Origin of the sequence: Xanthomonas euroxanthea (genome assembly GCF_900476395.1) — a bacterium.
Lineage (GTDB): Bacteria > Pseudomonadota > Gammaproteobacteria > Xanthomonadales > Xanthomonadaceae > Xanthomonas > Xanthomonas euroxanthea.
This window is the reverse complement of record NZ_UIHB01000003.1, coordinates 115,732-139,972: the sequence shown is the minus strand read 5'-3', so window position 1 is coordinate 139,972 and position 24,241 is coordinate 115,732. Positions and strand designations below refer to the sequence as shown.

General features: G+C 65.1%; 18 protein-coding genes and 2 pseudogenes. 6 read left to right on the top strand and 14 right to left on the bottom strand.

Going from position 1 to position 24,241, the window contains the following annotated elements:
• On the bottom strand, positions 1-942 hold the full coding sequence (locus tag CPBF1521_RS12360; protein WP_201798633.1) for an AAA family ATPase: 942 nt from the start codon (positions 940-942) through the stop codon (positions 1-3).
• Positions 943-1,199: 257 nt separating this feature from the next.
• Complete coding sequence (locus tag CPBF1521_RS12355) at positions 1,200-1,496, bottom strand: site-specific integrase (RefSeq protein WP_181901220.1); 297 nt, start codon at positions 1,494-1,496, stop codon at positions 1,200-1,202.
• 384 nt (positions 1,497-1,880) lie between these two features.
• On the opposite strand from CPBF1521_RS12355, the gene CPBF1521_RS21685 reads away from it, so the two are divergent.
• The 4 genes from CPBF1521_RS21685 to CPBF1521_RS12330 all read left to right on the top strand — a co-directional run bounded on the left by CPBF1521_RS21685 (position 1,881) and on the right by CPBF1521_RS12330 (position 4,778).
• Positions 1,881-2,147, top strand: coding sequence for a hypothetical protein (locus CPBF1521_RS21685; RefSeq protein ID WP_235858445.1), 267 nt, complete (start codon positions 1,881-1,883; stop codon positions 2,145-2,147).
• Complete coding sequence (locus tag CPBF1521_RS12340) at positions 2,144-2,560, top strand: SymE family type I addiction module toxin (protein WP_115677178.1); 417 nt, start codon at positions 2,144-2,146, stop codon at positions 2,558-2,560. The genes CPBF1521_RS21685 and CPBF1521_RS12340 overlap by 4 nt, the downstream gene beginning before the upstream one ends.
• Before the next feature lie 86 nt (positions 2,561-2,646).
• Positions 2,647-3,285, top strand: a complete 639-nt coding sequence (locus CPBF1521_RS12335) for a hypothetical protein (protein ID WP_115677200.1) — start codon at positions 2,647-2,649, stop codon at positions 3,283-3,285.
• A gap of 14 nt (positions 3,286-3,299) precedes the next feature.
• Entirely contained in the window at positions 3,300-4,778 is a 1,479-nt protein-coding gene (locus CPBF1521_RS12330) for an XVIPCD domain-containing protein (RefSeq protein ID WP_047125420.1), read from the top strand.
• Positions 4,779-4,912: 134 nt separating this feature from the next.
• Here CPBF1521_RS12330 and CPBF1521_RS12325 read toward each other — a convergent pair.
• Positions 4,913-5,662 (bottom strand): annotated as a pseudogene (locus CPBF1521_RS12325) (chemotaxis protein CheA); the annotation flags it as partial.
• 294 nt (positions 5,663-5,956) lie between these two features.
• On the opposite strand from CPBF1521_RS12325, the gene CPBF1521_RS12320 reads away from it, so the two are divergent.
• Both CPBF1521_RS12320 and CPBF1521_RS12315 read left to right on the top strand, forming a co-directional pair.
• Entirely contained in the window at positions 5,957-6,958 is a 1,002-nt protein-coding gene (locus tag CPBF1521_RS12320; protein WP_146099245.1) for a hypothetical protein, read from the top strand.
• Positions 6,959-7,274: 316 nt separating this feature from the next.
• On the top strand, positions 7,275-7,856 hold the full coding sequence (locus tag CPBF1521_RS12315) for a hypothetical protein (protein WP_147295457.1): 582 nt from the start codon (positions 7,275-7,277) through the stop codon (positions 7,854-7,856).
• A gap of 300 nt (positions 7,857-8,156) precedes the next feature.
• On the opposite strand, the gene CPBF1521_RS12310 is transcribed toward CPBF1521_RS12315, so the two are convergent.
• The 11 genes and pseudogenes from CPBF1521_RS12310 to CPBF1521_RS12260 form a co-directional block, all read right to left on the bottom strand.
• Entirely contained in the window at positions 8,157-9,809 is a 1,653-nt protein-coding gene (locus tag CPBF1521_RS12310) for a chemotaxis protein CheA (RefSeq protein ID WP_104585130.1), read from the bottom strand.
• 2 nt (positions 9,810-9,811) lie between these two features.
• Positions 9,812-10,438, bottom strand: coding sequence for a protein phosphatase CheZ (locus tag CPBF1521_RS12305; RefSeq protein WP_104585132.1), 627 nt, complete (start codon positions 10,436-10,438; stop codon positions 9,812-9,814).
• Positions 10,438-10,830: a chemotaxis response regulator CheY gene (cheY, locus tag CPBF1521_RS12300; protein WP_002813536.1), complete on the bottom strand. Its 393-nt coding sequence runs from the start codon at positions 10,828-10,830 to the stop codon at positions 10,438-10,440. The genes CPBF1521_RS12305 and cheY overlap by 1 nt, the downstream gene beginning before the upstream one ends.
• A 35-nt stretch (positions 10,831-10,865) precedes the next feature.
• Entirely contained in the window at positions 10,866-11,633 is a 768-nt protein-coding gene (locus CPBF1521_RS12295; protein ID WP_047125417.1) for an RNA polymerase sigma factor FliA, read from the bottom strand.
• A complete protein-coding gene (locus tag CPBF1521_RS12290; protein ID WP_047125416.1) occupies positions 11,630-12,514 on the bottom strand; it encodes a MinD/ParA family protein in 885 nt (294 codons plus the stop codon). The genes CPBF1521_RS12295 and CPBF1521_RS12290 overlap by 4 nt, the downstream gene beginning before the upstream one ends.
• On the bottom strand, positions 12,501-14,183 hold the full coding sequence (gene flhF, locus CPBF1521_RS12285) for a flagellar biosynthesis GTPase FlhF (RefSeq protein WP_115677177.1): 1,683 nt from the start codon (positions 14,181-14,183) through the stop codon (positions 12,501-12,503). The genes CPBF1521_RS12290 and flhF overlap by 14 nt, the downstream gene beginning before the upstream one ends.
• A gap of 792 nt (positions 14,184-14,975) precedes the next feature.
• Positions 14,976-17,048 carry a flagellar biosynthesis protein FlhA gene (flhA, locus tag CPBF1521_RS12280; RefSeq protein WP_024937671.1) on the bottom strand — a complete coding sequence of 691 codons (2,073 nt, stop codon included), beginning with the start codon at positions 17,046-17,048 and terminating at the stop codon, positions 14,976-14,978.
• Positions 17,049-17,065: 17 nt separating this feature from the next.
• Positions 17,066-18,196 (bottom strand): flagellar biosynthesis protein FlhB, encoded by a 1,131-nt coding sequence (gene flhB / locus CPBF1521_RS12275; protein WP_039521450.1) that lies wholly within the window; start codon positions 18,194-18,196, stop codon positions 17,066-17,068.
• 139 nt (positions 18,197-18,335) lie between these two features.
• Positions 18,336-18,453 (bottom strand): annotated as a pseudogene (locus CPBF1521_RS21895) (LysR substrate-binding domain-containing protein); the annotation flags it as partial.
• A gap of 123 nt (positions 18,454-18,576) precedes the next feature.
• On the bottom strand, positions 18,577-20,664 hold the full coding sequence (locus CPBF1521_RS12265) for a putative bifunctional diguanylate cyclase/phosphodiesterase (RefSeq protein ID WP_115677176.1): 2,088 nt from the start codon (positions 20,662-20,664) through the stop codon (positions 18,577-18,579).
• Positions 20,665-20,970: 306 nt separating this feature from the next.
• Entirely contained in the window at positions 20,971-23,892 is a 2,922-nt protein-coding gene (locus CPBF1521_RS12260; protein WP_181901218.1) for a ligand-binding sensor domain-containing diguanylate cyclase, read from the bottom strand.
• Positions 23,893-24,241 lie beyond the last annotated feature (349 nt).

The following is a 24,241-nucleotide window of genomic DNA, read 5'->3' as shown; positions in this document are numbered from 1 at the left end:
TCATCCTTTCAGGTAGGCGGAGACTGTCTGTCTGCTGATTTTCAAAAAGCGTGCGACATCTGATTGTGCTGCTCTAAACCTGTTTACAAGTTCTTGGGTCAATAGCTTGCGAGCATCTGTTGCATTCGTTGCCGCCATATCACTATTTGCACGGTTCTCCTGCAGTGTACGTAAAGCTAGAGCCATCCAATCGATTTCCTTTGACTCGACCACCGCGCGTCGTCTTGACGCTAAAGCGAGCTGTTCGATATCTGCTCCAGTCAATCCCTCGGAGAGGTGGGCGAGTATATTCGCGTTCCCACTGAGGTCTTCGTTATCTCCTAAGAAGTAGGCCCATAATGCTTGACGTAGATCAAAGTCGGGGAGGCCGAAGTTTATTTTATATGAGAATCGTCGCCATATTGCAGCATCAAGCATCTGAGGGTGATTGGTCGCCCCTATTACCACGGCCTCTGCATCTAAACTATCTATGCCTTGTATGACGGTGTTGACGACTCGCTTCAATTCCCCAAGTTCATTTCTGTCGTCACGCATTTTTGCTAGGGCATCTAACTCATCAAGAAACAATACCGCGTTTTTCCCGGCCACAAAGTCGAAGATGGCGCGGATGTTTTTGGCCGTGTCACCAAGCATGGATGAAATGACAGAATCTAACCTGGCGACGTAGAGCTTGCGGCCCATTTGGGCTGCTATTTGGCCGGCGATAAGTGTTTTGCCAGTTCCTGGTGGCCCTGATAATAGGAGGGATAAGCGAGAAGCAATACCCTTTGCTGCTAATAAAGAATAGTTTTCGGCATCACTTAGGAAGTTCTCATACTGCTCCCGAGCAGGTTGCGACAAAAAAGTTGGTGCGCTGGGCCAACTATGTTCTTCCACCAACGGCAGGCGAGACTTTGCATCTACCGGCAACATTTCAGTGAAGCCAGAGGCTTGAAGTGGCACACCCTTCTTGCTTAGTGCTGAGCGTAGACGGCGCGCTCCCTCTACATCGCAGGCGTCTAGCTCCCGAGCGAGTCTCTGACCCACCCTGCGGAGCCTTGTGTAGTCGGCCGCCAACGCGGCCTCTGCGAACTCTACAATTGCGTTTGAATCGACAACGTTCATCTATGTGCTCAGATTACGGGCGTGTATGTAAGGGTGGAATAGTCACTAGCCAAGCGTACGGGCCAGTTTGTCACGTTTTAATGAGCATTTGTCAGTCAATTGTCGTCGGCGGGCTCAACGTGAGCAAGTTCGTGGTTATAAACATGAACCATTGCGTCTGTTCTGTGACCGCTCGCTAGCTTTTTGTCGCCCTTTGTATCGGTGACGCCGCGGTGCTTGAGTCCATGCATCGCAAACCGTTCTGCAACGGTAATCACCTGGTCCGCAATAGAGTTCTTCATCAGGCGCTGCCAAGAGGTGTTGAAGCCTGACCTGGTCAGCAAATCGCCATCTTCACCGACGAACAGTGGGCGATCCTTGGCGAGAAGTAACGGTTCCAGGTTCACTTCCACGCAGCATGGCCTCGACCGTGATGGGGTCAGGAGCACTTATCAGGCAACGGCGCTCGGCTTGCGTGGCTCGTATGGAACTGCGCCAGCGGCGCACGCAGCCGCGCGAGACCCGACAGCGTGTATTGACACGCCAGACCGTGTGCTTGCAATCTAGGCCCAAGGAGCGTCGAAACTCCTCTAGTAGCGGTACCCACCTCCGTCAAACCGGTGGGTTTTTTGTGCCTGCATTCCGCAGGTACAAGCCGACGCAATGCCTGTGTCGGGAGGGCGGCTAATACAACACCCGCAAGGGGAATACGCCCGCCGGCTACTAGCGGTTTCGAACCTCCCGACATCCCGTCGCCGTTGGCGGCGGTTCTTGGGTTGTTCCAGGAGGGCGTTGCCATGTCTACCGCATCATCCATGCCGGCATCTGTGCCGGTTGATCTGTTGCCAGCTTCCGCTCACCGCCTGCGGTGGGATGTGGTCGAGGTGCTGCGCCGGCTCGACGCGCGCGCGGCTGTTGAGCAGGCGAGCGCCCATCCCGCGCATCCGCTGAGTCGCCAGCTCGCTGTGTTGCCGCACAACTCGCGTGACCGGTTCGCACGCAGGGCCGTGGCGTTGCAGCAGCGCGTCGCCGCATCCACCAACCACCACCCGGAGGCGCCATGACACGCCGCCGCCCACCTACGGCATCTGCCAGCGCACGACCCGCCCGCACCCGCACGCGCCCCACGCCGCCCAAGCGGGTGCAGTGGGTGGTTGTGGAGCCCGAACGCACCAAGCTGCCACCGATGCTGCCACCCGACCCGGACGCCTCTCCGCAAGGCCCCGGCACGCTGCGCGCACCCCGCCGCGCCCGCCGCCCGCGCCAATGCACCGTCAGCTACACCCATTACCCCGGTGCCCACGACCACGCCGGCGACCAGCACGTGCCCCACGTCCGCCTCAGCGGCCTATGGCTGGAACAACTGGGCTTTGCCATCGGCACCAAGCTACGCATCACCGCCAGCGCGGGGCAGCTGCTGATGGAGGTGTTGCTGCCGGTGGAGGTGCCGGCCAAGGCGCGCAGCGTGCGGCGATGATGCTGCGGCTGCCAGACCCCTTGCGATTGACCTCGGTGCCGGATGCCACTAGCGTCCCCGCCACACCAGCGCACAACGGACGCTTCATGATCGCGCGCCCCCTCTACGCCTTGCTCGCCACCCTGGCTCTGGGAGCTTGCGCCCACGCGGCGGGCGGCGCAGCTCCGGCAACCGTCACGGAGACATCCGCCATGAATTCCTCAGCCGAATCCAAAGTCACTCCTGTTGGCAGCGAACCCAGCGGGCCGATACGAACGGCAGAGGATGCGCTCACCCGCATGCTTGCATTGATTCAAGCAATTCACGGACTGGACGATCTGACACCCGACTACCTGCAGTCCAAAATGGGGGTTCCGGTGACGCGTGCGGCAGCTGATCCCAAGCGTTATGGCGCCAGTGCTCCGCTTACCAATGAGTGGGGTTACAGCTTTGGGATGGATCAGACGCCTACTGCGGGGCGTTGGTTCGAGTTCACTTTTATTCCAGCGCAAGCGGGTGCTTCCCCGTCCATGACGGAGATCTGCGGGATCGATTTCGATACGTTTACCAAGAAGCTGGAAAACATCGGGTTTGTACGCCAACGCAACATGGTGGAAGACGGGCGATGGATGAGTGACTTCTTCAGCCGCCCAGGCATGCGGGTGGAGGTGTTTCCACGAGGTGAGGCCGATGCACCGCAGGAGCGGGTGGAGCACCACTGCGTTGAATGGATCTACATCCGTTAACCCAAGGAACGGCCATGCCTTTGAGTCCACAGGCGCAAGCCATTGTTGATGACTTCGGCCGCCAGCTAGGCGTCACCCCCGAACATGTCATCAATCTACAGGGTGTGCTTGCCGCATCGCCGGTTCTGCTTGACCAATTCAATGATGCGGTTGCCAAGCAAAGCGTACTCAGTCTAAAACCTCTGACTGATCCGAATGCAGGCGGGACGTTTACGCCGGATGAGAATTCCATCCGGCTGCCGCTGTCCAGGCTTTCCAATGGGCCTGGCGGAAAGTTGCTTGATTCCGGTGACATGACGTTTGTGCTGGGGCATGAACTACAGCACGCCATGTACAGCCCAACTGCAGCTGCTTCCCGTAAGGCGTTCGAAACCGCAGCGGTGCAGATAGCCAAGACAACGCACGATTATTCGGACGCAGCGGAGAAGGTTTTATCAAGCAACCGTGTAGATGAAGCAAGCGCAGAAATTGCAGGCTGGAATGCAACCGTCAGTAGGGTAAAGCAAGCAAAGCCGGATGCCTCCCTGGAAGATATCTTTCGGGAAGCACCCGGCCGTATGCACGACTTCATTGATCGAACTGGCGGAATGCCGCGATTCAATTACGCCCTCAAGTCCAACCTTACCTTGAACGCAGATATGACGATGCCCGTCACTCCTGCCAACGTCGAGGCAATGGGTGCAAACTTCTTCGACAAGGATGCCAAGAGCACTCGCATCGGCTATACGGGTCAGTCCGACTACGCCAACCACTACGGCCCGTGGGTGGTTGGAACGGCTGCCATCTACGAGCGCCACTACAACAAGCCAAAGCCAGGAGACCCGGAACAGCCGATGATCCTGGACATGCAGCGCTTGGGATTGAAGGAAGAGATCCTGGAGCGCAACGGCATCGACCTGGGCAGCAATACCCGCCCCATGCCTTACCTCGACAGCAGCACGCAGCCACCGACGCCCGGCTTGTTCCAGCACAGCAAGAATACGCACCTGCACGTCTCGCCCATCACTGCACGCGAACTGGAACAGGAACTGCGGGAACGCGATCCCCAGCTGCCAGGCTCATCAGCTCAGCTCCTTCCATCAGACCCTGGCCACGCGGATCACTCGCTTTACCAGCAAATTAGGGATGGGGTGCAAAAGCTCGATGCCCAGCATGGCAGGGAGTGGGATGCATCGAGCCAGCGCATGACGGCCAGCTTGCTGTCGCTGGCAAAAGAGGAAGGGTTGTCGCGGGTGGATCATGTGGTGCTCAACAACCCAACGGCTCAGCTGGCGGGCGGCGAGAAGGTCTTCGTCGTTCAGGGCGCCCTCAACGACCCGGCTCACCAGCGTGCCCATATGTCGACCATGGACGCCGTGCAGACACCAGAGACCCAGTCGTTCGATCGCCTGCAGGTAATCAACCAGACTCAGGCTCAGGCGCGCGAACAGCAGCAGGCGCTGGAGCAGTCCCAGCAATCCGTCAGCCAGGCTGGTCCGTCGATGACGCGCTGAGTGTTTCGCAACGAGATAACGACAACGGCCGCAGTACGCGGCCGTTGTCGTTAGATCAGGCAACCAGGATCGTCTTGACGATTCCCGATTCCCGATTCCCGATTCTCCCAATCCCGAATCCCGAATCCCCAACGTCAATGATCGCTGGAGCGCAATCCATCCACATCCAGGATCAGCGCCATGCGGCCATCGCCGATCAGGGTGGCGCCGGCGTAGCCGGGCAGGCCGCGCAGGGCACGGGGCAGGGGCTTGATCACCACTTCCTCGCGGCCGCGCACCTGGTCCACCACCAGGCCGAAGCGGGTTTCGCCGGCCTGCAGCAACAACCACCGTCAGCAGCGGCGGTTGTTCGGCGGGCACGCCCAGCCAGCGACGCAGGTCGATCAGCGGCAATGTGTGCGAGCGGCGGTCCAGCACGGCGCGGCCGTCGAACCAGCCCAGCGAGGTCTGCGGGGCGTGCAGCACCTCGACCACGCGCGCCAGCGGCAGCGCATAGACCGCTTCGCCGGCCTGCACCAGCAGGGTCGGCAGGATCGCCAGGGTCAGCGGCACGCGGATCATTAAGCGGCTGCCGCGGCCCAGTTCGGACTGGATCTGGATCTGCCCGCTGAGTTCGCGGATGCGCGATTGCACCACGTCCATGCCCACGCCACGGCCGGAGATGTCGGTGACCTCCGCCTTGGTCGAGAAGCCCGGCATGAAGATCAGATGCAGGCACTCGTCGGTGCTCAGGCGGCGGCCTCGGCGTCGATCAAGCCCTTGTTGCGGGCGATCTCGCGCAGACGCTCGGGATCGACGCCGGCGCCGTCGTCCTAGATTTTGATACTGACGTAGTCGCATTCCTGCCGCGCGGACAGGCGAACACCGCCTGTTAGTGGCATCCCGCAGGGCGGGCAATTCGATTTGCCAATAGCCTGTTCCGGCAAGAAACTTGGAATATTATTTTCCTGTTTTATCAAAATAATTTTGGAATGATTTTGTTTTTTTGTCACCGCGCGACATAAAAGCTTAAAGGCAGTCGCTTACCTTAAATGCCCGGAGGGGGTTGGATCTAAATCTGGATATTTACATGTGTATAGATGCTGGTGCGAGTGAATTGATAACTAGGTATATTATCGCGACTTGGTGGAATTTGGCGTCCATAGTCAGTCTTGAATCGAGAGCAGGAGGGTGAATTGATGTCTGGTTCAACGAGGTCGGTCTTTATTTTGGTTGTCATTGCGGGGCTGTTTGCCGCAGCTGCTCTCTATGTTGCGCATGGCGCGCAAACCAGCGGATCGACCATGCCTGGAGTTGCAAGATCCTCCGGTGAGGATCGTCCAATGGTTAAAAGCATTTCTCCTAATGGCAACGCCAATGGGCAATGGGATGCATCTGATTTTTCAGAACTTTCAGCGAGCGATCAATCTTTCACGGCGGGCAATGTCGTGTCACATCTCAATGGGTTTTTTTCAAGGCTCTACTCGGATCGGACAATGACGCTGGCAGAGCGGGACGCATTTGCCTATCGGCTTGCATTGGCGCTCGAAAGCGATAAGAACACCCGCAAGGCGGTCTCTGAGTATTACCGTCAAATCCCGGCCGACAAGGCGATGCGGCGCGACATCATGCGGAACATGCTCGCAGTTGGGCCTGTAGGTCGTGCAGTCATGCTGGACGAGGCCAAGCGGATATGGGACAGCAAGGACAAGGAGTCATACCAGCACATGTACGAAACCTATTCGGGCTTTCCGGGCCAGGCCCCCAAGCCGGTTATCGTCGATGCCATTGCCGGCCTCAGTACGCATGGCATTGGGAGCGGGACTGCTGTCGCATCGTTGAACCTCATCGGCACGCTGGAAAAGGATGATTCGCTGGACGCTGCGCAATTGCGCAAAGCAGCCGTATCGCAAATGAGTTCTCTTGTATCCAACGATCAGGATAAATCAGTGCGCGGGATCGCAGCGCAAAAAATCTATCAACTCTCCTCACCCGAAGATGCCGCAAATCTCGCCGCCGGCTTCATCAGGAAAGATGGAGCCAACCCGTGGATGGTCGATCAGACGCTTTATTCGGTCTCCAGCGGCGATGTAGAGCTGACGCCAGCACTAAGGTCAGCACTTGCGTCCGCCGTCGCGCGAGGGTCTCTTCCAGCAGCCGCAGTGGCGCACTACAACGCTGTTGTTTCGCAGGGACCCTGATCACCTGTTCGAACCGGTAATACCGATGACCGACAATCGGCGTCCTACTCCGGAGTTGCCGATGCAGTGGAGCGGGTCCGTATAGCCGGATGCGTCCCGGGGTATTGGTTTGTTATCGGCAGGGAAGTGCGTTTTAAACATTTTTACATCTGATGCATCTGCCTTTGAAGTGATTATTGCAGTAATTATTCCGCTCATGCGTTTGAATTGGGCGCGCAGCGCGATTTGCGATATTTCAGAACAATCCTTCCGCCTCTTTTGGAGCATATTTATGTTTGAGCATCACCAATCTGGTCGGCGCCTACGATTTCGAAACATGTTGGCGATTGTGGCGCTGTCACTTGTGTCAATCGGTTCTGCGCAGGCACAGACCATAAAAGACAATTTTCAGCAATGGCTCGGGCACCAGCAGAAGGCCTACTATGTCAACAAGTCCACCAATGCCATCGCCTGCCCAAGAGGAGGTGGTGGTGCATGCATCCAAGGGCAGGAAACCTCGGGTACGAGCCAGTGTGTGGAGCAGTCCTTTAACATCGGCGCAAGTTGGGAGCCGCCCATTCCACCGGTCTGGGGCGCGTTTTCCCTAAGCGGCGGGGGCGGTAAAAGCTGGTCGGCATGCCACGAGCGGTCCGAGTCGGTGACCTGTCAACCGGATCATGGCTTTGAGGGCCGGGCCGCCAATTGGGTCGGTGAGCGAATGGGGCGGATCAAGATGATCTCGGCCAAAACCTATCGTGTCGCCGGACAGTTCGCAGCCTGTCCACCACACTTCACTGCGTCGGATTTCTCTGGCAAGTGGGGAAGGTTTACCTTATGCACGTTCAATGGGGCAGGCCAAACGGTGGATGGCTACCTGCCTGAGTTCGAACGCCAAATTTGCCTTTATACCCCGATCTGAGAGCTGTTGATGAGCAAGCTTCCGGATGTGGTCTTGCTCGCGCAGTGACGGTCCGTATTGGCAGCGGATCAGCGTGAGCGTCAAGCATGCCGAGCTTACGTGACGGAAACACCATCCATCCGGGAGCTGTTGGTGGTATGGGGCTTACCCGTACCCTTGACTCCCGGATGGATGACTGAGCGGCCCGGACGAAACGTCTGAAGGCAGCGCGCTCGGCCATCGTGGCCCTGTTTGCACACGCTGGTCGTTTAAATCTTCCACAGTCGGCCTGGGCTGCGTTGGCCGCACTACCGCGATACTTCAATGATCGCTGGAACGCAGCCCATCCACATCCAGGATCAGCGCCATGCGGCCGTCGCCGATCAGGGTGGCGCCGGCGTAGCCGGGCAGGCCGCGCAGGGCGCGGGGCAGGGGCTTGATCACCACTTCCTCGCGGCCGCGGACCTGGTCCACCACCAGGCCGAAGCGGGTTTCGCCGGCCTGCAGCAGCACCACGGTCAGCAGCGGCGGTTGCTCGGCCGGCACGCCCAGCCAGCGGCGCAGGTCGATCAGCGGCAGGGTGTGCGAGCGGCGATCCAGCACGGCGCGGCCGTCGAACCAGCCCAGCGAGGTCTGCGGTGCGTGCAGCACCTCGACCACGCGGGCCAGCGGCAGCGCATAGACCGCTTCGCCGGCCTGCACCAGCAGGGTCGGCAGGATCGCCAGGGTCAGCGGCACGCGGATCATGAAGCGGCTGCCGCGGCCCAGTTCGGACTGGATCTGGATCTGCCCGCTGAGTTCGCGGATGCGCGATTGCACCACGTCCATGCCCACGCCACGGCCGGAGATGTCGGTGACCTCGGCCTTGGTCGAAAAGCCCGGCATGAAGATCAGATGCAGGCACTCGTCGGTGCTCAGGCGGGCGGCTGCTTCGGCGTCGATCAGGCCCTTGTTGCGGGCGATCTCGCGCAGGCGCTCGGGGTCGATGCCGGCGCCGTCGTCCTGGATCTCGATGCTGACGTAGTCGCCTTCCTGCTGCGCGGACAACCGCACATGGCCGCTACGCGGCTTGCCGGTGGCTTCGCGCAGGGCCGGCGATTCGATGCCGTGGTCGATCGCATTGCGCACCAGGTGCACCAGCGGGTCGGCCAGGGCCTCGACCAGGTTGCGGTCCAGTTCCGTCTCGGCGCCGATCAGCTCCAGCTCCACTTCCTTGGACAAGGTGCGCGCGACATCGCGGGCCACCTTGGGAAAGCGCGAGAACACCTTGCTGACCGGTTGCATGCGGGTGCGCATCACCGCGGTCTGCAGGCGTGCGGTGGCGATGTCCAGCGTGCTGACCGCGCGGTCCAGTTCCTCGTCGCGCAGGCGGGTGCGCAGGGTCTTGAGGCGATTGCGCGACAGCACCAGTTCGCCGATCAGGTTGACGATGGCATCCAGGCGCTTGGTGTCCACGCGCACGGTCTGCTCGGCGTCGGCTCCCTTGGCCGCCGCCTTGGGCGCGGCCTTGGCGCCGGGCGCAGCGGCGCCATGTGCGTCGTCGGGTGCGGGCGCTGCGGCGGCGGCCTTGGGCGCGGCCTTGACCGCCGGCGGGCCGCTCTTGGCATCGAACTGCGCAATCAGCGAGGCCGGTGCATGCGGCACGGCTTCGCCCGAGCCCATTGCATCCAGCATGGCCTGCAGGTAATCCAGCGACTGCTGCGCGGCATCGAAGTGATGCGCCTGCAACACCGCCTGGCCGGAGCGCGCCATGCCCAGGGTTTCCTCGGCGGCGTGGCAGAGCTCGACCATCGGCTTGATCGCCAGAAAGCCGGCGCCGCCCTTGAGCGTGTGGAAGCCACGGAACACCGCGTTCAGCTGGTCGGCTTCGTCAGGTGCCTGTTCCAGCGACACCAGCTGTTCGCCGAGGCGATCCAGGATTTCCTGGGCCTCGACGATGAAATCGGCAGCAATATCGTCTGGAACAGCACTCATGGTTACAGCCCCAATCCGGACAGCAGGTCATCGGCGTCGTCCTGCGACACCGCGTGACGGTCCAGGCCCTTGACTGCAGGACCGGCAAGACCGCCGTCGTCTTTCTTCGGCTCTGGATTCTTCGGCGGTAGGCCGAGCGCACCGAAACCCTCGTGCACGCGCCGGACGATGCCGGCCACGCGACGGATGATCTGCCCGCTCAGGTCCTGGTAGCTCTGCGCCAGCGACAGCTCGGTCAGGTTGTGGCGCATCTTGTCCATCAGCGCGCCCTGGTCCTGATTGAGCCCACCGTCGCGTAGCTGGTTGGCCAGCTCGCGGCATTCCTCGACCAGATCCAGCGTGCGATGGCTGGCCTTCTCGGTCATCTCCACCACGTGGTCCAGGCGCGAACACGCATCGTCCAGCTCGCCGGCTTCCTCGGGCACGGTGGGCAACTCGCCCAGCGCCTGGCCGAGTTCGCGTGCAAGCCGGCTCAGGCCCTGCATCATCGGGCGCGTGCGCAGGGCGGCGAGGTGGTCGACCTCGCGCTTCCACGCAGCTTCGTCACCGCTTTCCAGTGCATCGAGCGCGCCCTGCAGGCGGTCGATCAACGCGGCGCGTTCGGCATTGGTGTCCACGGTGGCGTTCATCAGGCGGTCGCCGCCAGACGTTCGAACACCTTGCCCAGCTTCTCTTCCAGCGTCTGCGCGGTGAACGGCTTGATGATGTAGCCGTTCACGCCGCACTGGGCCGCTTCGATGATCTGCTCGCGCTTGGCTTCGGCGGTCACCATCATCACCGGCAGGTGCTTGAGCTTGGCGTCGGCGCGGATGTTGCGCAGCAGGTCGATGCCGGTCATGCCGGGCATGTTCCAGTCGGTGACCACGAAATCGAACGGGCCGGCCCGCAACGCTGCCAATGCGCTGTTGCCGTCTTCGGCCTCTGCGGTATTGGTGAAGCCAAGATCGCCCAACAGATTCTTGACGATGCGCCGCATCGTCGAGAAGTCGTCCACGATCAAAATCCGCATGTTCTTGTTCACATCAAGCTCCTAACACTAAAAAATACGCGAAAAAATCATTCGTCGATTTCGACACCGGCATCGGCCAGTTCGAAGACCTTGAGGCGGCCGCGCAGACGCACCACCGCCTGGCCATGGATCTGGCACACGCGCGATTCGCTGACACCGAGCACGGCGCCGATTTCTTTCAGGTTCAATTCCTGTTCGTAGTACAGCGACAGCACCAGCTGCTCGCGCTCGGGCAACTGGCCGATGGCCTTGCCCAGCTCGCGGCCGAACTCGCCGCGCTCCATCATCTGCTGCGGATTGGGGCCGCCCTTGGCGGTGGTGTCCAGCTCGCCGTGATCCTCGATCCGCGACTCCAGGCTCAGCACCTGGCCGCGGGCGGCATCTTCCATCAGACGCAGGTAGTCCGGCAGCGGCATCTCCATCGCGGCGGCCACCTCGGTGGCGGCGGCGGCGCGGCCGGTGTGCTGCTCGATCTTGCGCACGGCCGCGGCGGCATCGCGTGCGCGGCGGTGCACCGAGCGCGGTACCCAGTCGCCACGGCGGATCTCGTCGATCATCGAGCCGCGGATGCGGATCGAGGCGTAGGTCTCGAACGAGGCGCCCTGCTCGGAATCGTAGCTGCGCGAGGCTTCGATCAGGCCGATCATGCCGGCCTGGATCAGGTCGTCCACTTCCACGCTCGCCGGCAGGCGCGCGGCCAGATGGTGGGCGATGCGGCGCACCAGGTCGGCGTGCTGGGTGACGATGTCATTGGCGTTGTTGCGCTGCACGGCACGGTACTGCGCGGTGGCCGTGGTTGCGGTAGCGGTGCTCATGCGGCCACTCCCCGTTGGATGATGCGTTCGACGAAGAATTCGACGTTGCCGCGGGACACGGTCGGGGCCTGCCAGCGCGAGGTACGGCGAGCGATTTCTGCAATGGCCTGCGCCGACGGACTGGCGGGGTAGGCCTTGATGACCGGTTGCTGGCGCTGTACCGACAGGCGCAACCAGTCGTCCTGCGGCACGTGGCCGAGGTAGTTCAGCGACACGTCGCCGAGGAATTTTTCGCAGACCCGCGACAGCTTGTCGTACAGCAGGCGGCCTTCGTTGGGGTCGCGCACCATGTTGGCGATGATCTGCAGACGGTCTACGCCGCGTTCGCGCGAGAGCACCTTGATCAGCGCGTAGGCGTCGGTGATCGAGGCCGGCTCGTCGCAGACCACCACCACGGTGTCCTGGGCGGCCTGGCAGAAGGTCAGCACGCTGTCGGTGATGCCGGCGGCGGTGTCGATGACCATCACGTCCAGGTCGCGCTCCAGTTCGGAGAACACGTTGACCAGGCCGATGTGCTGGGCCGGGGCCAGTTCGGCCATGTGGCGGCGACCGGAGGCGGCCGGGACCACCAGCACGCCGCCGGGGCCTTCGATGATCACCTCGTCCAGCGTGCAGCGGCCGGCGATCAGGTCGGCCAGGGTGTACTTGGGCGACAGGCCCAGCACCACGTCCAGGTTTGCCAGGCCCAGGTCGGCGTCCAGCAGCAGGGTGCGCTTGCCCATGTCGGCCAGCGCCACGGCCAGGTTGGCGGAGATGTTGGTTTTGCCCACGCCGCCCTTGCCACCGGTCACGGCAATGGTGCGCACCGGGCCCAAAGGCTCGGGACGGGTCGCCGACAGGGGGAAGGCGTTGGTCAGCTTGGCGTATTCACGCGACTGCATGGTTGTGCTCCGGAGTACAGGGCTTATCGGCAGCGCGCCGCAAATCTTCAAGGCGAAGAACGAGACTGGCGGCATTGGCGCGGTGCAGGTCGTCGGGGACCCGCTGTCCGTCAGTCACCCAGGTGATGGGCATTTGGTGATCGACGACGACCGACAGCGCACTACCGAAGCGGCCGGTCTCGTCAAGTTTGGTCAGCACCACGCCCTGGGGCTTGGCGTGGGCGAAGCGGCGCACGACCTCGTCGAGGTCGGAAAAGTGCGCGTTGGCAGGTAGCACCAGCAGCGAGGTGACCTGGTGCGCGGCGCGCAGCCAGTTCAGCTGCGCGGCCAGGGCGCGGTCGCGCTGGCCCATGCCGGCGGTGTCGATCAGCACCAGCTTGTAGTCGCGCAGGCGCTCGAGCAGTTCCAGCAGGCTCTCGGCGCTGTCGGCCTCGTGCACGGCGATGCCGAGCTGACGGCCGTAGCTGTGCAGCTGCTCGCGGCCGCCGACGCGCTGGGTGTCGGTGGTGACCAGGGCCACGTCGCGCGGGGCGTGCTGGGCGGCGAAGCGCTGCGCCAGCTTGGCGATGGTGGTGGTCTTGCCGGCACCGGTCGGGCCGACCAGGGCGATCACGCCGCCGCGTTCCAGCGGGTCGACCGGGGCCACCGGCAGGCGCTTGGACAGCAGGCCCAGCATCAGCCCGCGGCCGCGGTGCAATTCGGTATCGGCCGGGATCTGCAGCGCCACATCGCGGATCAGGCCGGCGTCGAAGCCATAGTCGTCCATCAGCTCCAGGGCCTGCGCACGCACCGGTGAGCCGCGCAGGCGCTCGTCGGTGAGGCGGTTCATTTCGCGCTCGATCATCTGCCGCATCAGCGCCAGCTCGCCGCGCAACTGCTTGAGTTCTTCGTCGTTCTGCGGCGCCGGGACGGCAGCGGCCGGCACCGCGGCCAGCGCCGGCGGGGCGGCCACCAGCGGCGGCAACGCGGCCGGCGGCAGGATCTGCGGCAGCGCGTCCAGGTCGAAGTCGGCGTCGTCAGCCAGCGCGTCTTCGTCCTGGTCGTAGCCGGCCTGCACAGGGGCGGCGGCGGCGGCCATGATCGGCGTCGGCGCCTGCACCGGGGCGGCCTGCACGGCGGCGCGCTGCACCGGGGCGGTGGTCAGGAAGTCGGCGAACAGTTGTTCCGGCACCGCCGACAACGCGTGCTCCTGGCGCGGCGCGGCGGACACCGCAACGGCGCGGGCCAGGGCCTGGGCGGCGGGCGAGGGGACGGCGGCGGTACGGACCGGTGCGGCGACCGGGGCCTGACGCGGCACGTTGACCGGCTGGCGCAGCGCCATCGCGGCGATCATGTCTTCGGCGGCGCTGGCAACGCGCTGGCGCTGGCTCGTACCGGCATCGGCAGCCGGCGCGAGCGGTGCGTGGACCGGCGCGGCCGCGGCTTGCGGGGCCGGGGCCTGCTGGGCAGGTGCCGACGGGATCGGCGCGGCGGCAACCGCCGGCGTCTCGGAGCGGGCGGTTTCCAGGGCGCGCTGCACCAGTTCTTCGTCGTAGTTGCTGGCAGCGACGATCTCGATGCCTTCGGCGGTACGGCGATTGGACAGGATCACGGCGTCCGGGCCGTGTTCTTCACGCACCATGCGGAATGCGGTGCGCATGTCCGGGGCAACGAAGCGTTTGATTTTCATGCCAAGTGCCTCCAGGAACGGGACCCGCCGGACGCCGGACGGGTGCGCGATGAATGTGGGTGCGTTGCCAGCGTCATGAGGTGCCTGTCCCGTTCGGTTGTTCCAAGTGCTGCTCTCGCCCCGCAGCGGTGACGCTGGCTGCGGTCTCGCCAGAGCTAATGCATGTGGTGTGCCAAAACGTGGTGCCAGGGTTCCGGCGCGGGGACCCTGGTCGGTCGGGGTGGGGCGGCGGCTGTGCGTCTGGTCCGGATTGGGAGGTTCAAGTCAATGGATTGATTGACTTTTCTCCGGGCCGGCACGGTGTTGGCATTGCCCGTGCGGGCGGATGCGCTGGCGGTGCGGGCGCCGGGACTGCAGTGCCCGGAACGCCTCGAAACGGCCGGCAGCGTGCAATCGACTGGATGGCCGGACCGGTGGCGGCTTTCCGACGCCGGGTGTGGCGGTCGGTCTGAACGCATTGCCGGTCGGCGTGGCGGAGGCACAACGGCCTGACGATTTCGTAGGAGCGCACCCGGGCGCGACGGGCTGTCCCGGTAACGCCGGTCGCGCCCAGGTGCGCTCCTACAGGGGTGTTCTGGTTTGCGGCGTGCCGTCGGCTACCCGGCGCGTCGTAGGAGCGCACCCGGGCGCGACGGGGCTGTCCCGGTAAGGCCCGTCGCGCCCAGGTGCGCTCCTACAGGGGTGTCCTGGTTTGCGGCGTGCCGTCGGATACCCGGCGCGTCGTAGGAGCGCACCTGGGCGCGATGGGGCTGTCCTGGGAAAGCCCGTCGCGCCCGGGTGCGCTCCTACGCCTCAGCTGATCGTGCCGACCAGCTTCAGGCGCTTGTCTTCGGGCACTTCGCTATAGGCCAGCACCGACAGGCTCGGGACGCTGTGGCGGACCAGGCGGGCCAGCGCGGCGCGGACCTGGCCGGGCACCAGCACCACCGCCGGTTCGTTGCGGGCTTCCTGCTTGCCGACGCAGTCGGCCAGGCTCTGGTGCAGGCGCTCGGCCAGGCCGGGTTCCAGCGCCACGCCGTTGCCGTGGGTGGATTCCTGCAGCACGCGCTCCAGCTGCGGGGCCAGCGTGTAGACCGGCAGCTCGGCCGACATGCCGGCGATCTCCTGCACGATGAAGCGGCCCAGCGAGGTGCGTACCGCGGCGGTGAGCGTGGTCGGGTCCTGGCTGTGCGGGGCGTGCTCGACCAGCGCTTCGACGATCTTGCGCAGCTGGCGCACCGGGATGCGCTCGATCAGCAGGTTCTGCAGCACGCGCACCACCACCGACAGCGGCAGCGCCTTCGGCGTGAGGTCCTCGACCATCTTCGGCGCGGTCTTGGCCAGGGTCGCCAGCAACTGCTGCACTTCCTCGTGGCCGAGCAGTTCCGGGGCGTGTTCGCGGATCAGGTGCGACAGATGGGTGGCGACCACGGTGGCCGGGTCGACCACGGTGTAGCCCATCGATTCGGCATAGGCGCGTTGATGCGGCTGGATCCAGGTGGCATCCAGGCCGAACGCCGGGTCCTTGCCGGGAATGCCGTCGAGCTGGCCGAGCGCACCGCCCGGGTCCAGCGCCAGTTCGCGGTCGGGATAGATTTCCGCGGTGGCCACCGGCACGCCGTGCACCAGCAGCCGATACGCGTTGGCCGACAGCTCCAGGTTGTCGCGGATATGCACCGGCGGCACCAGGAAGCCGATGTCCTGGGTGAGCTTGCGGCGCACGCCCTTGATGCGCGCCATCAGTTCGCCGCCCTGGTTCTTGTCCACCAGCGGAATCAGCCGGTAGCCCACCTCCAGGCCCAGCGGGTCGATCGGGCGCAGCTCGTCCCAGCTCAGCTCGGAGCTGGCCTGGGCGGCGGTGGCCGCCGCGGCGGCCTTGGGGTCGGTGGCCGGGTCGCCGGTCGGCGGGATGACCAGGCTGCGCTTGTACATTTTCCAGGCGATCACGCCCAGGATCAGGCCCAGCGTCAAAAACGCGACGTTGGGCATGCCCGGCACCAGGCCGACCAGGCCCAGGATGGCCGCAGCCACCGCGAGGGCGCGGTGCTGGCCGAACACCTGGCTGATCATGGCGCCGCGCATGTCCTGCGCGCGCGAGGCGCGGGTCACCAGCAGGGCCACCGAGGACGACACCAGCAGGGCCGGCAGCTGTGCCACCAGGCCGTCGCCGATCGACAGCAGGGTGTAGGTGGAGGCGGCATCCACAAAGCTCATGCCGTGCTGGAACATGCCCACGGCCATGCCGCCGACCAGGTTGATGAACAGGATCAGGATGGCGGCGATGGCGTCGCCGCGGATGAACTTGTTGGCACCGTCCATCGCACCGTAGAAGTCGGCTTCCTCGCGGACTTCCTCGCGGCGGGCCTTGGCTTCCTCGCGCGTCAGCAAACCGGCGTTGAGGTCGGCGTCGATGGCCATCTGCTTGCCGGGCATGGCGTCCAGGATGAAGCGGGCGGTCACTTCCGACACGCGCCCGGCACCCTTGGTGATGACCACGAAGTTGATGATGGTCAGGATCGCGAACACCACGATGCCCACGGCGTAGTTGCCGCCGATGACGAACTGGCCGAACGCCTCGATCACCTTGCCGGCCGCGGCATGGCCGTCCTGGCCGTTGATCAGGATCACGCGGCTGGAGGCCACATTCAGCGCCAGCCGCAGCATCGTGGTCATCAACAACACGATCGGGAAAATGGTGAATTCCAGCGGGCGCTGCACGTACACCACCGCCAGCAGCACCATCAGCGAGATGGCGATGTTGAAGGTGAACAGGGCATCCAGCACCGGTGCGGCCAGCGGCACCATCAGCATGGCCAGCATGGCCATCAGGGCCAGTGGCGCGCCCAGGCCGTTGCGCAGCAACTCCATGATGCGCCGGGCGTTCATCGGGGCGGGTTGGGCGCTCATGCGCTGGCTCCCTTGCCGAACTCATCCACGTCCAGCGACGGCAATTCCGGCATCGGGCCGCCGTTCCAGCCACGCAGCTGGTAGACGTAGGACAGCACCTGGGCCACGACCGAATAGAGTCTCACGGGAATTTCCTTGCCAATTTGCGCTTCTCTATACAAGGCGCGTGCCAAAGGCGGGGCGGTGACGATCGCCACCCGGTGCTGTTCGCAGGCTTCGCGGATGCGGAAGGCCATTTCGTCCACGCCCTTGGCCACCACGATCGGGGCGCGCATCTTGCCGCCTTCGTACTTGAGCGCCACCGCATAGTGGGTCGGATTCATCAGCACCACGTCGGCCTTGGGCACCGCTTCCATCATCTGGCGCTGCGACATCTGCATCTGCATCTGGCGGATGCGGCCCTTGACCTCCGGGCTGCCCTCGCTTTCCTTCATCTCGCGCTTGATCTCTTCGCGGGTCATCTTGAGCTTCCGCAGCCAGTTCCACTTCTGGTACGGCGCGTCGATGGCGGCCAGCAGAACCAGCGCGCCTGCGGTGTAGAACAGCAGGCTCTTGGTGAAGTCCAGGCCGTTGCCCACGGCCTGTTCCAGCGGCTGGTTCACCAGCGAGCGCAGGCCGTGCAGGCCCTTGGAGATGCACAGGCTGGCGGCCAGGCCGACGAACAGCAGCCGCAGCACCGACTTGACCAGCTCGGCCAGGCTGTTGCTGCCCCACATGCGCTTGATCCCGTTCATCGGGTTGAGCTTGGTGAGGTCGGGCATGATCGCCTTGCCGGAAAACCGCAGCCCGCTCATCAGCAACGGGCCGGCCAGGCCGGCGGCCAGGCAGATGCCGATCAGCGGCAGCATCACCCACAGCAGTTGCAGCAGCAGGTCGCCGAAATGGCCGAAAAGCGCCATCGGGTTTTCACGCATCTTCGGGTCCGGGCTGAGCGCGGTCTTCATCCACACGCTGGCGCCATCGCCGATGCCGCGGGCCAGGGCCATCAGCGCGAACACGCCGGCGCCGAACACCGCAGCGGTGGACAACTCGCGCGATTGCGGGATGTTGCCCTGCTCGCGGGCTTCGCGCAGGCGTTTTTCGGTGGGAAGCTCTGTGCGTTCGCCGCCGTCTTCGGACTCGGACATGGAGATGCCGGTGGGGGATCAGCCTGGTCTCATGCAAGCTGCGTTCCAGATGGTGGCCGGGAATCGGGAATCGGGATTGGGGAATCGGAAGAGCAGCGGCCGTGCGTGGAGCCGCTGGCGGGGCGTTGTGGCTGGTGGTGAGCAAGCGCACGCCGGGCTCTGTGGATGGCGCTGCCATCGCGGTAGATCGCCCCGCCTGCGCGCCTGCGCGCCTGCGACGGCTGTTGCAGTTGGAAGGCGCGCAGGTCGCCGCGTGCGCGGGGGAGGCCGCAGGCAGGAAATGGGGGGCGGCGGACCAGTGCAGGCTGGTGCTTGGCTTGGTTGGCGGGTCAGAGAGTGATGGCAGATGCCGGGGCGGCGGTCGTTTTGACGCCTTTCGCTTAACGGGTCGGGCGAGTTGCGCCGTCGCGTTGGGCGACCACCACCGCGATGAAGTGCTCGGCGTCCATCGGCCGGCCCAGCAGATAGCCCTGCAGCTGGTCGCAGCCCAGCCGTTCCAGGGTGTTGCGCTGGGCGGCGGTCTCCACGCCCTCGGCCACCACCTGCAGGCGCATGGTGTGCGCCAGCGCCACCACCGCGGCGACGATGGCGATGTCTTCCGGGCCGTTGTCCAGGGCCTGCACGAAGCTGCGGTCGATCTTGAGTTCGTGCGCGGGCAGCTTGCGCAGGTACATCAGGTTGGAATAGCCGGTGCCGAAGTCGTCGATGGCGATGCGCACGCCCAGCGTGTTGAGCTGGCCGAGCGTGCGCAGGCAGGCTTCGGCATCGCGCATGGCCATGCTCTCGGTGATTTCCAGGGTGAGCTGGGCCGGCGGGATCGCGTAGTCGGCCAGGGTGGTGGCCACCTCGTCCAGCAGGCTGGGCGAGGCCAGTTGCGTGGCCGACAGGTTGACCGCCACACGCCAGTGCCCATGTCCGGCCTCGCGCCAGTCACGCATCTGCCGGCAGGCCTGCTGCAGGACCCAGCTGCCGAGCGGGCCGATCATGCCGCTGCGCTCGGCCAGCGGGATGAAGCTGTCCGGCGGCACCAAGCCGCGCTCGGGGTGCTGCCAGCGGATCAGCGCCTCGGCACCGATCGGGCGGCCGTCGTCGGCGCAGTACTTGGGCTGGTAATGCAGCACGAACTGGCCCAGTTCCAGCGCACGCGGCAGATCCTGCAGCAGCTGCAGGCGTTCGCGGGTGGTGCCGGTCATCGAGCGCTCGAAAAAGCTGTAACGGTTGCGGCCGGCCTGCTTGGCGTGACGCATCGCCGCATCGGCATGGGTCATCAACTGATGCTCGCTGCCGGCATCCTCCGGATACAGCGCAATGCCGACGCTGCTGCTGAGGCGCAATTCCTGGTTGGCGACCAGGAACGGCACCGCCAGTGCCTGCAGCAGATGCGCGGCGATCGCGGCGGCATCCTCGGGGTCGGCGATGGCCGATACCAGCACGAACTCGTCGGCACCCAGACGCGCCAGGCTGCCGTGGGCGCGCCGGTGTGCACGCATGCGCTCGGCCACCGCCACCAGCAACTGGTCGCCGAACGGGTGGCCGTAGCCATCGTTGATCGCCTTGAATCCATCCAGGTTGATCAGCATCACCGCAAAGCGTTGCCCGTCGCGTTGGGCGCGGTCGATGCCCTGCAGCACGTGCTCGTGCAGCAGCACGCGGTTGGGCAGGCGGGTGAGCGGGTCGTACAGGGCCGCCTGCACCAGCTCGGCATTGGCCTGCGCCAACGATGCGGAGAGCACGTCGGTGCGTTGCTGGAACCGCCGCGACAGTACCGAGATCACCAACGCCAGCGCCAGCAGCGCCAGCGTGACCAGCACCACCACGGCCGCCAGCCAGGGCAGCGGCAGGTGCGCACCGGCCGCCGCACCGCAGAGGCTGCCGGGCGCGAACCGCGCGGCCGCCATGCCGGTGTAATGCATGCCCACGATCGCCACGCCCATGATCATCGCCGCGATCAGCCGCAGGCTGTAGCGGCGGCCGCCGTGGCGCAGCCGGAAGGCGATCCACAACGCCGCTGCCGAGGCGCCGATGGCGATGAGGATGGACAGCCCGAACAGCAGCGGGTCGTAGCTGATGGCCGGGGACATGCGCAGCGCGCCCATGCCGATGTAGTGCATCAACGCAATGCCCAGCCCCATCAGCACCGCACCCAGGCCCAGCCGCGGCCACGGCAGGTTCGCACGCGAGGTCAACCACAGCGCCAGGGCTGCGGCCAGAATCGCCGCCAGCATCGACCAAGTGGTCAGCGCCAGGTCGTAGCCCAGCGGAATCGGCAGGCGAAACGCCAGCATGCCGACGAAGTGCATCGACCAGATGCCGATGCCCATCGCCACCGCGCCGCCCATCAGCCAGGCCACGGCATCGCTGCCAAGACTGGCCGTCACACGTGCGGCCAGATGCAGCGCGGTATAGGAGGCCAGCACGGCCACCACCAGCGACAGCATCACCATGCCAGGGTTGTAGGTTCCGACCACCCATCCACTTCCAGCGCCGAAGGACGCGCTTGCTCAAGCACGTAGCGACCCCGGGCGCCAGTTCTTGAGCGCCTGCGGGCAGCCAGAAGCGATCCAACGCGCATGCGCTGATCGGCCTGGCGCGGGCGGCAGGCGATGCGGTGATGTGGCGCGTCAGCCATGCAGTTTCTGCGCAAGGCGACGATGCTGCCGCACCTGTGATCGGCAGGCGGGTCGGCGTCACTGCACGCGTGGGTGCCGTGTATCGGAAGCAGGATCCGTACGTGGGTGTCGAACCGACCTACGCCCGAGCGGCGGCGCGCATGCTCATGCCACCGACGATTCGGGCTCTTCCGGTTCGATGCGATTGCGGCCATGCCGCTTGGCGCGGTACAGCGCTTCGTCGGCACGCGCCAGCAGCGTGGCGGCGTTGTCGCCGCTCCGGAACCAGGCCACGCCCACCGAACAGGTCACCTGCAGCGGCCGGGTGGTGCCGACCTCGTACGGTGCCAGGCTGAGCTTTTCGTGGATGGCGCGCAGCCGGTGCTGGCTGTGCCGCGACATGCCCGGCAGCAGCAACAGCAGTTCCTCGCCGCCATAACGGCCCACCCTGTCCGAGTCACGCAGGCAGCTGGTCAGGCGCGCACCCACCTTGGCCAGCACCGCATCACCGACCAGGTGCCCGTGCTGGTCGTTGACCAGCTTGAAGTGGTCCAGATCGATCAGCACCACCGCCAGCGGATGGCCGCCGTGCGCGCAGGCCTGCAGTTCTTCGGCCATGGCGTCGAGCACGCCGGAGCGGTTGAGCAGGCCGGTCAGGGCATCGTGGCTGGCCTTCAGGGCCAGCGCTGCGCGCGCGCTTTCCAGGTCGCGTTTTTCGTGTTCCAGCTGGTAGGTGCGCTCGGCCACCAGTTCGGCGAGCATGCGCTCGCGTGCAACCAGATGGCGATGCCGCCAGCGCCACAGGCCGGCCAGCAATGCGCTGCCGATCAGCACATACAACGCGATCGCCGGCGGACTGCGCCACCACAGCGGCGCCACCGCAAACGCCAGCTCGGCGATCGGCGAGGCCGTGCGGCGGTAGCGGTCCAGGACCTGCACCTGCAGGCGGAAATGCCCGGAGGGCAGCGGCGGTTGGTCGATCGACAGGTCCTCGCTCTGGATCCATGCGTCGTGCAGGCCGCGCAGGCGGTAACGCACCGTCAGGCGGCTCGGGTCGTCGTACACCTCCATCGTGGACAGCTCGATATGCAGCGGCTTGTCGCTCCAGCCCAGCAACTGGCCTTGCTGCACCGGTACGCCGCCGCGGCTGACGCTGTCGATGCGCACGCTGGGCTGGCGCGCATCGAACAGCTGCGCCGGATCCAGCAGATGACTCACGCCGCGCGAGGTGCCGATCCAGACCGATCCATCCGGATCCTCGGCGAAGGCCGCTTCGGAGATGTCGTCCCACAGCAGGCCCTGCGACTGCGACAGATGCGCCCAACGCTCCCCGTCGTAGACCTCCACCCCGCGTGCGTGGCCCACCCAGACCCGGCCGAGGCTGTCGCCACGCATCAGGTAGACGCCGACCTCGCGCAGCGCTTCGTCGCTGATCGCCTGCAGATCCAGCCGGTCGCCCAGCAGCATGCCGTGCCAGAGACCGGGCCGATAGAACGCCAGCCACACCTCGCCGCCATCGCTGATGTGGAATTTGCTGATCCACGGGTCGGACGTGCCGCCGTTGACCAGCACCTCGACCCTGGACCAGCGCGCGCCCTGCAGGCGGAACAGGCCGTTGGCGGTGGACACCCACAGCGTGCCGTTGGCGGTCTGCTGGATGTCGGTGTAGGCGATCGTGGGCATGTCGGCGACCGCTTCCATCGTGCCGCCTTCCAGCGGGCGCCGGATCACGAACAGCCCGCCCGCGCTGAGCATCCACATCCGCCCCTGCCGGTCGATCAGCAGGCGGCGCGCGGTACGCGGCAGCTTGGCGACCTGGGCACTGCGGCCATCCGGCCAGGTGCGGCGCAGGAAACCGGCCGAATTGAGCGTCCACAGGCTGCCGTCGGCACTGCGTTGCATGCCAATGATCTGGATCCCGGAGGCAGGCAAGGCCGGAACGAACCGCCCCCCGGGATCGGCCTGGCGGCCGGCACCGTGTTCGTTGCCCACCAGCAGCGCCCCCTGCGCGTCGCGGCCGATCGACCAGGTGGGGGCGGCCGGCATGCCTTGCGAGGCGTCCCAGTTCTCGATCCATTCGTAGCCGGCCCAGCGCACCAGGCCTTCGCCATCGACGGTCATCCAGACATCGCCATCGCGGTCCACCAGGATCGCATCGCTACTGCCGGGCGGCAGCCCGTTGCCGGCACCGAAGCTGCGCCAGCGGCCGTTTTCCCAGCGCGCCAGACCGTCGTTGCGGCGGACCAGCACGCGCCCTTCGCGGTCCAGCACCAACGGCGCCTGTCGCCCGATGGTGCTGCCATCGAGCAATGGCAGCGGCCGCACACTGAATCTGCTTGCGCCCGGCGCGCGATACAGCAGGTTGCCGGTGCCACGCACCCACAGTGCGCCGTCATGGTCGCGCAACACGCTGTACCAGCGATCTTCCGGCACGCCCTGGTCCGGCCCGTAGACCTGCACCTTGCGCTGCGCATCGATGGCGCACAGCCGCCTGGCGCAGCCGGCCCACAAGGTGTCGCCTTCCACCGACAGGCTCAGCACCTTGGCCAGTTCGGGCACGCGCACCCGGGTGGCGGTGTCCAGCAACGGTTCGCTATGCCAGCGGCCATTGCCGCGTGCGCTCAACCGCTCCAGCGTGCCGCCATTGGCCAGCACCGTGCCCCAGGAGGGACTGGCCAGCAGCATGTCTTCCTGCAGATGTTCGGCCTCATCGGGGGCCAGCTTGCGAAAGCCGTGCTCGTCGCCGACAAACAGCGCCTGGAAGCCGGCCACCCACAGCCGCCCGTCGGCGGCTTCGCTCATCGAGGCAATCGGTTCGTTGCGCAGGCCATCCAGCTCGACCTGCTGGAAGCTGCGCCCGTTGTAGCGATACAGGCCGCTTTCGGTGCACACCCACAACAGCGTGGTGCGGGTCTGCAGCAGGCAGGTGCCGGCAAGCCCGAGCAGGCCCTGGTCGTGGGCATAGCGACGAATGCTCGCGCTCTGCGCGGCAGCCAGATCGGCCAGCAACAGCAATCCCAGCAGCAGCACCGCCAGCAACGGTGCACACCGGTGTGACGACCTGCATTGGCGGTACTCAGACCCCACGGGCGTTGCACTCTCCCACGCGTCGGCCTGCGTGCCCCGCGCCCTTCGCGCGGGTGTCTCACGCTTGCCATGGGCGGCCCCCATCGTAGGCCGCAGTAAACCGACTAGCGGCTGTTCACGTGTGTTTCTTTAATGCGTGAGCAGGCATGGTGGCGTGATTGCGCAGCGGGCACCGCCATATAAGTGGCCTGTTGTTCCCGAACCGCGCACTGTCGCTGCAGGCGCCATCACGCAGATTGCTTGATGCCGGTTGCGCAACGGCTGCGTGCTGCTCGCGCCCAGGCCTCCATTGGGCAGCAGACATGGCGTTGTCGGCGATGCGTCGGTAAGGCGCGCTGCGTGCCCCGGC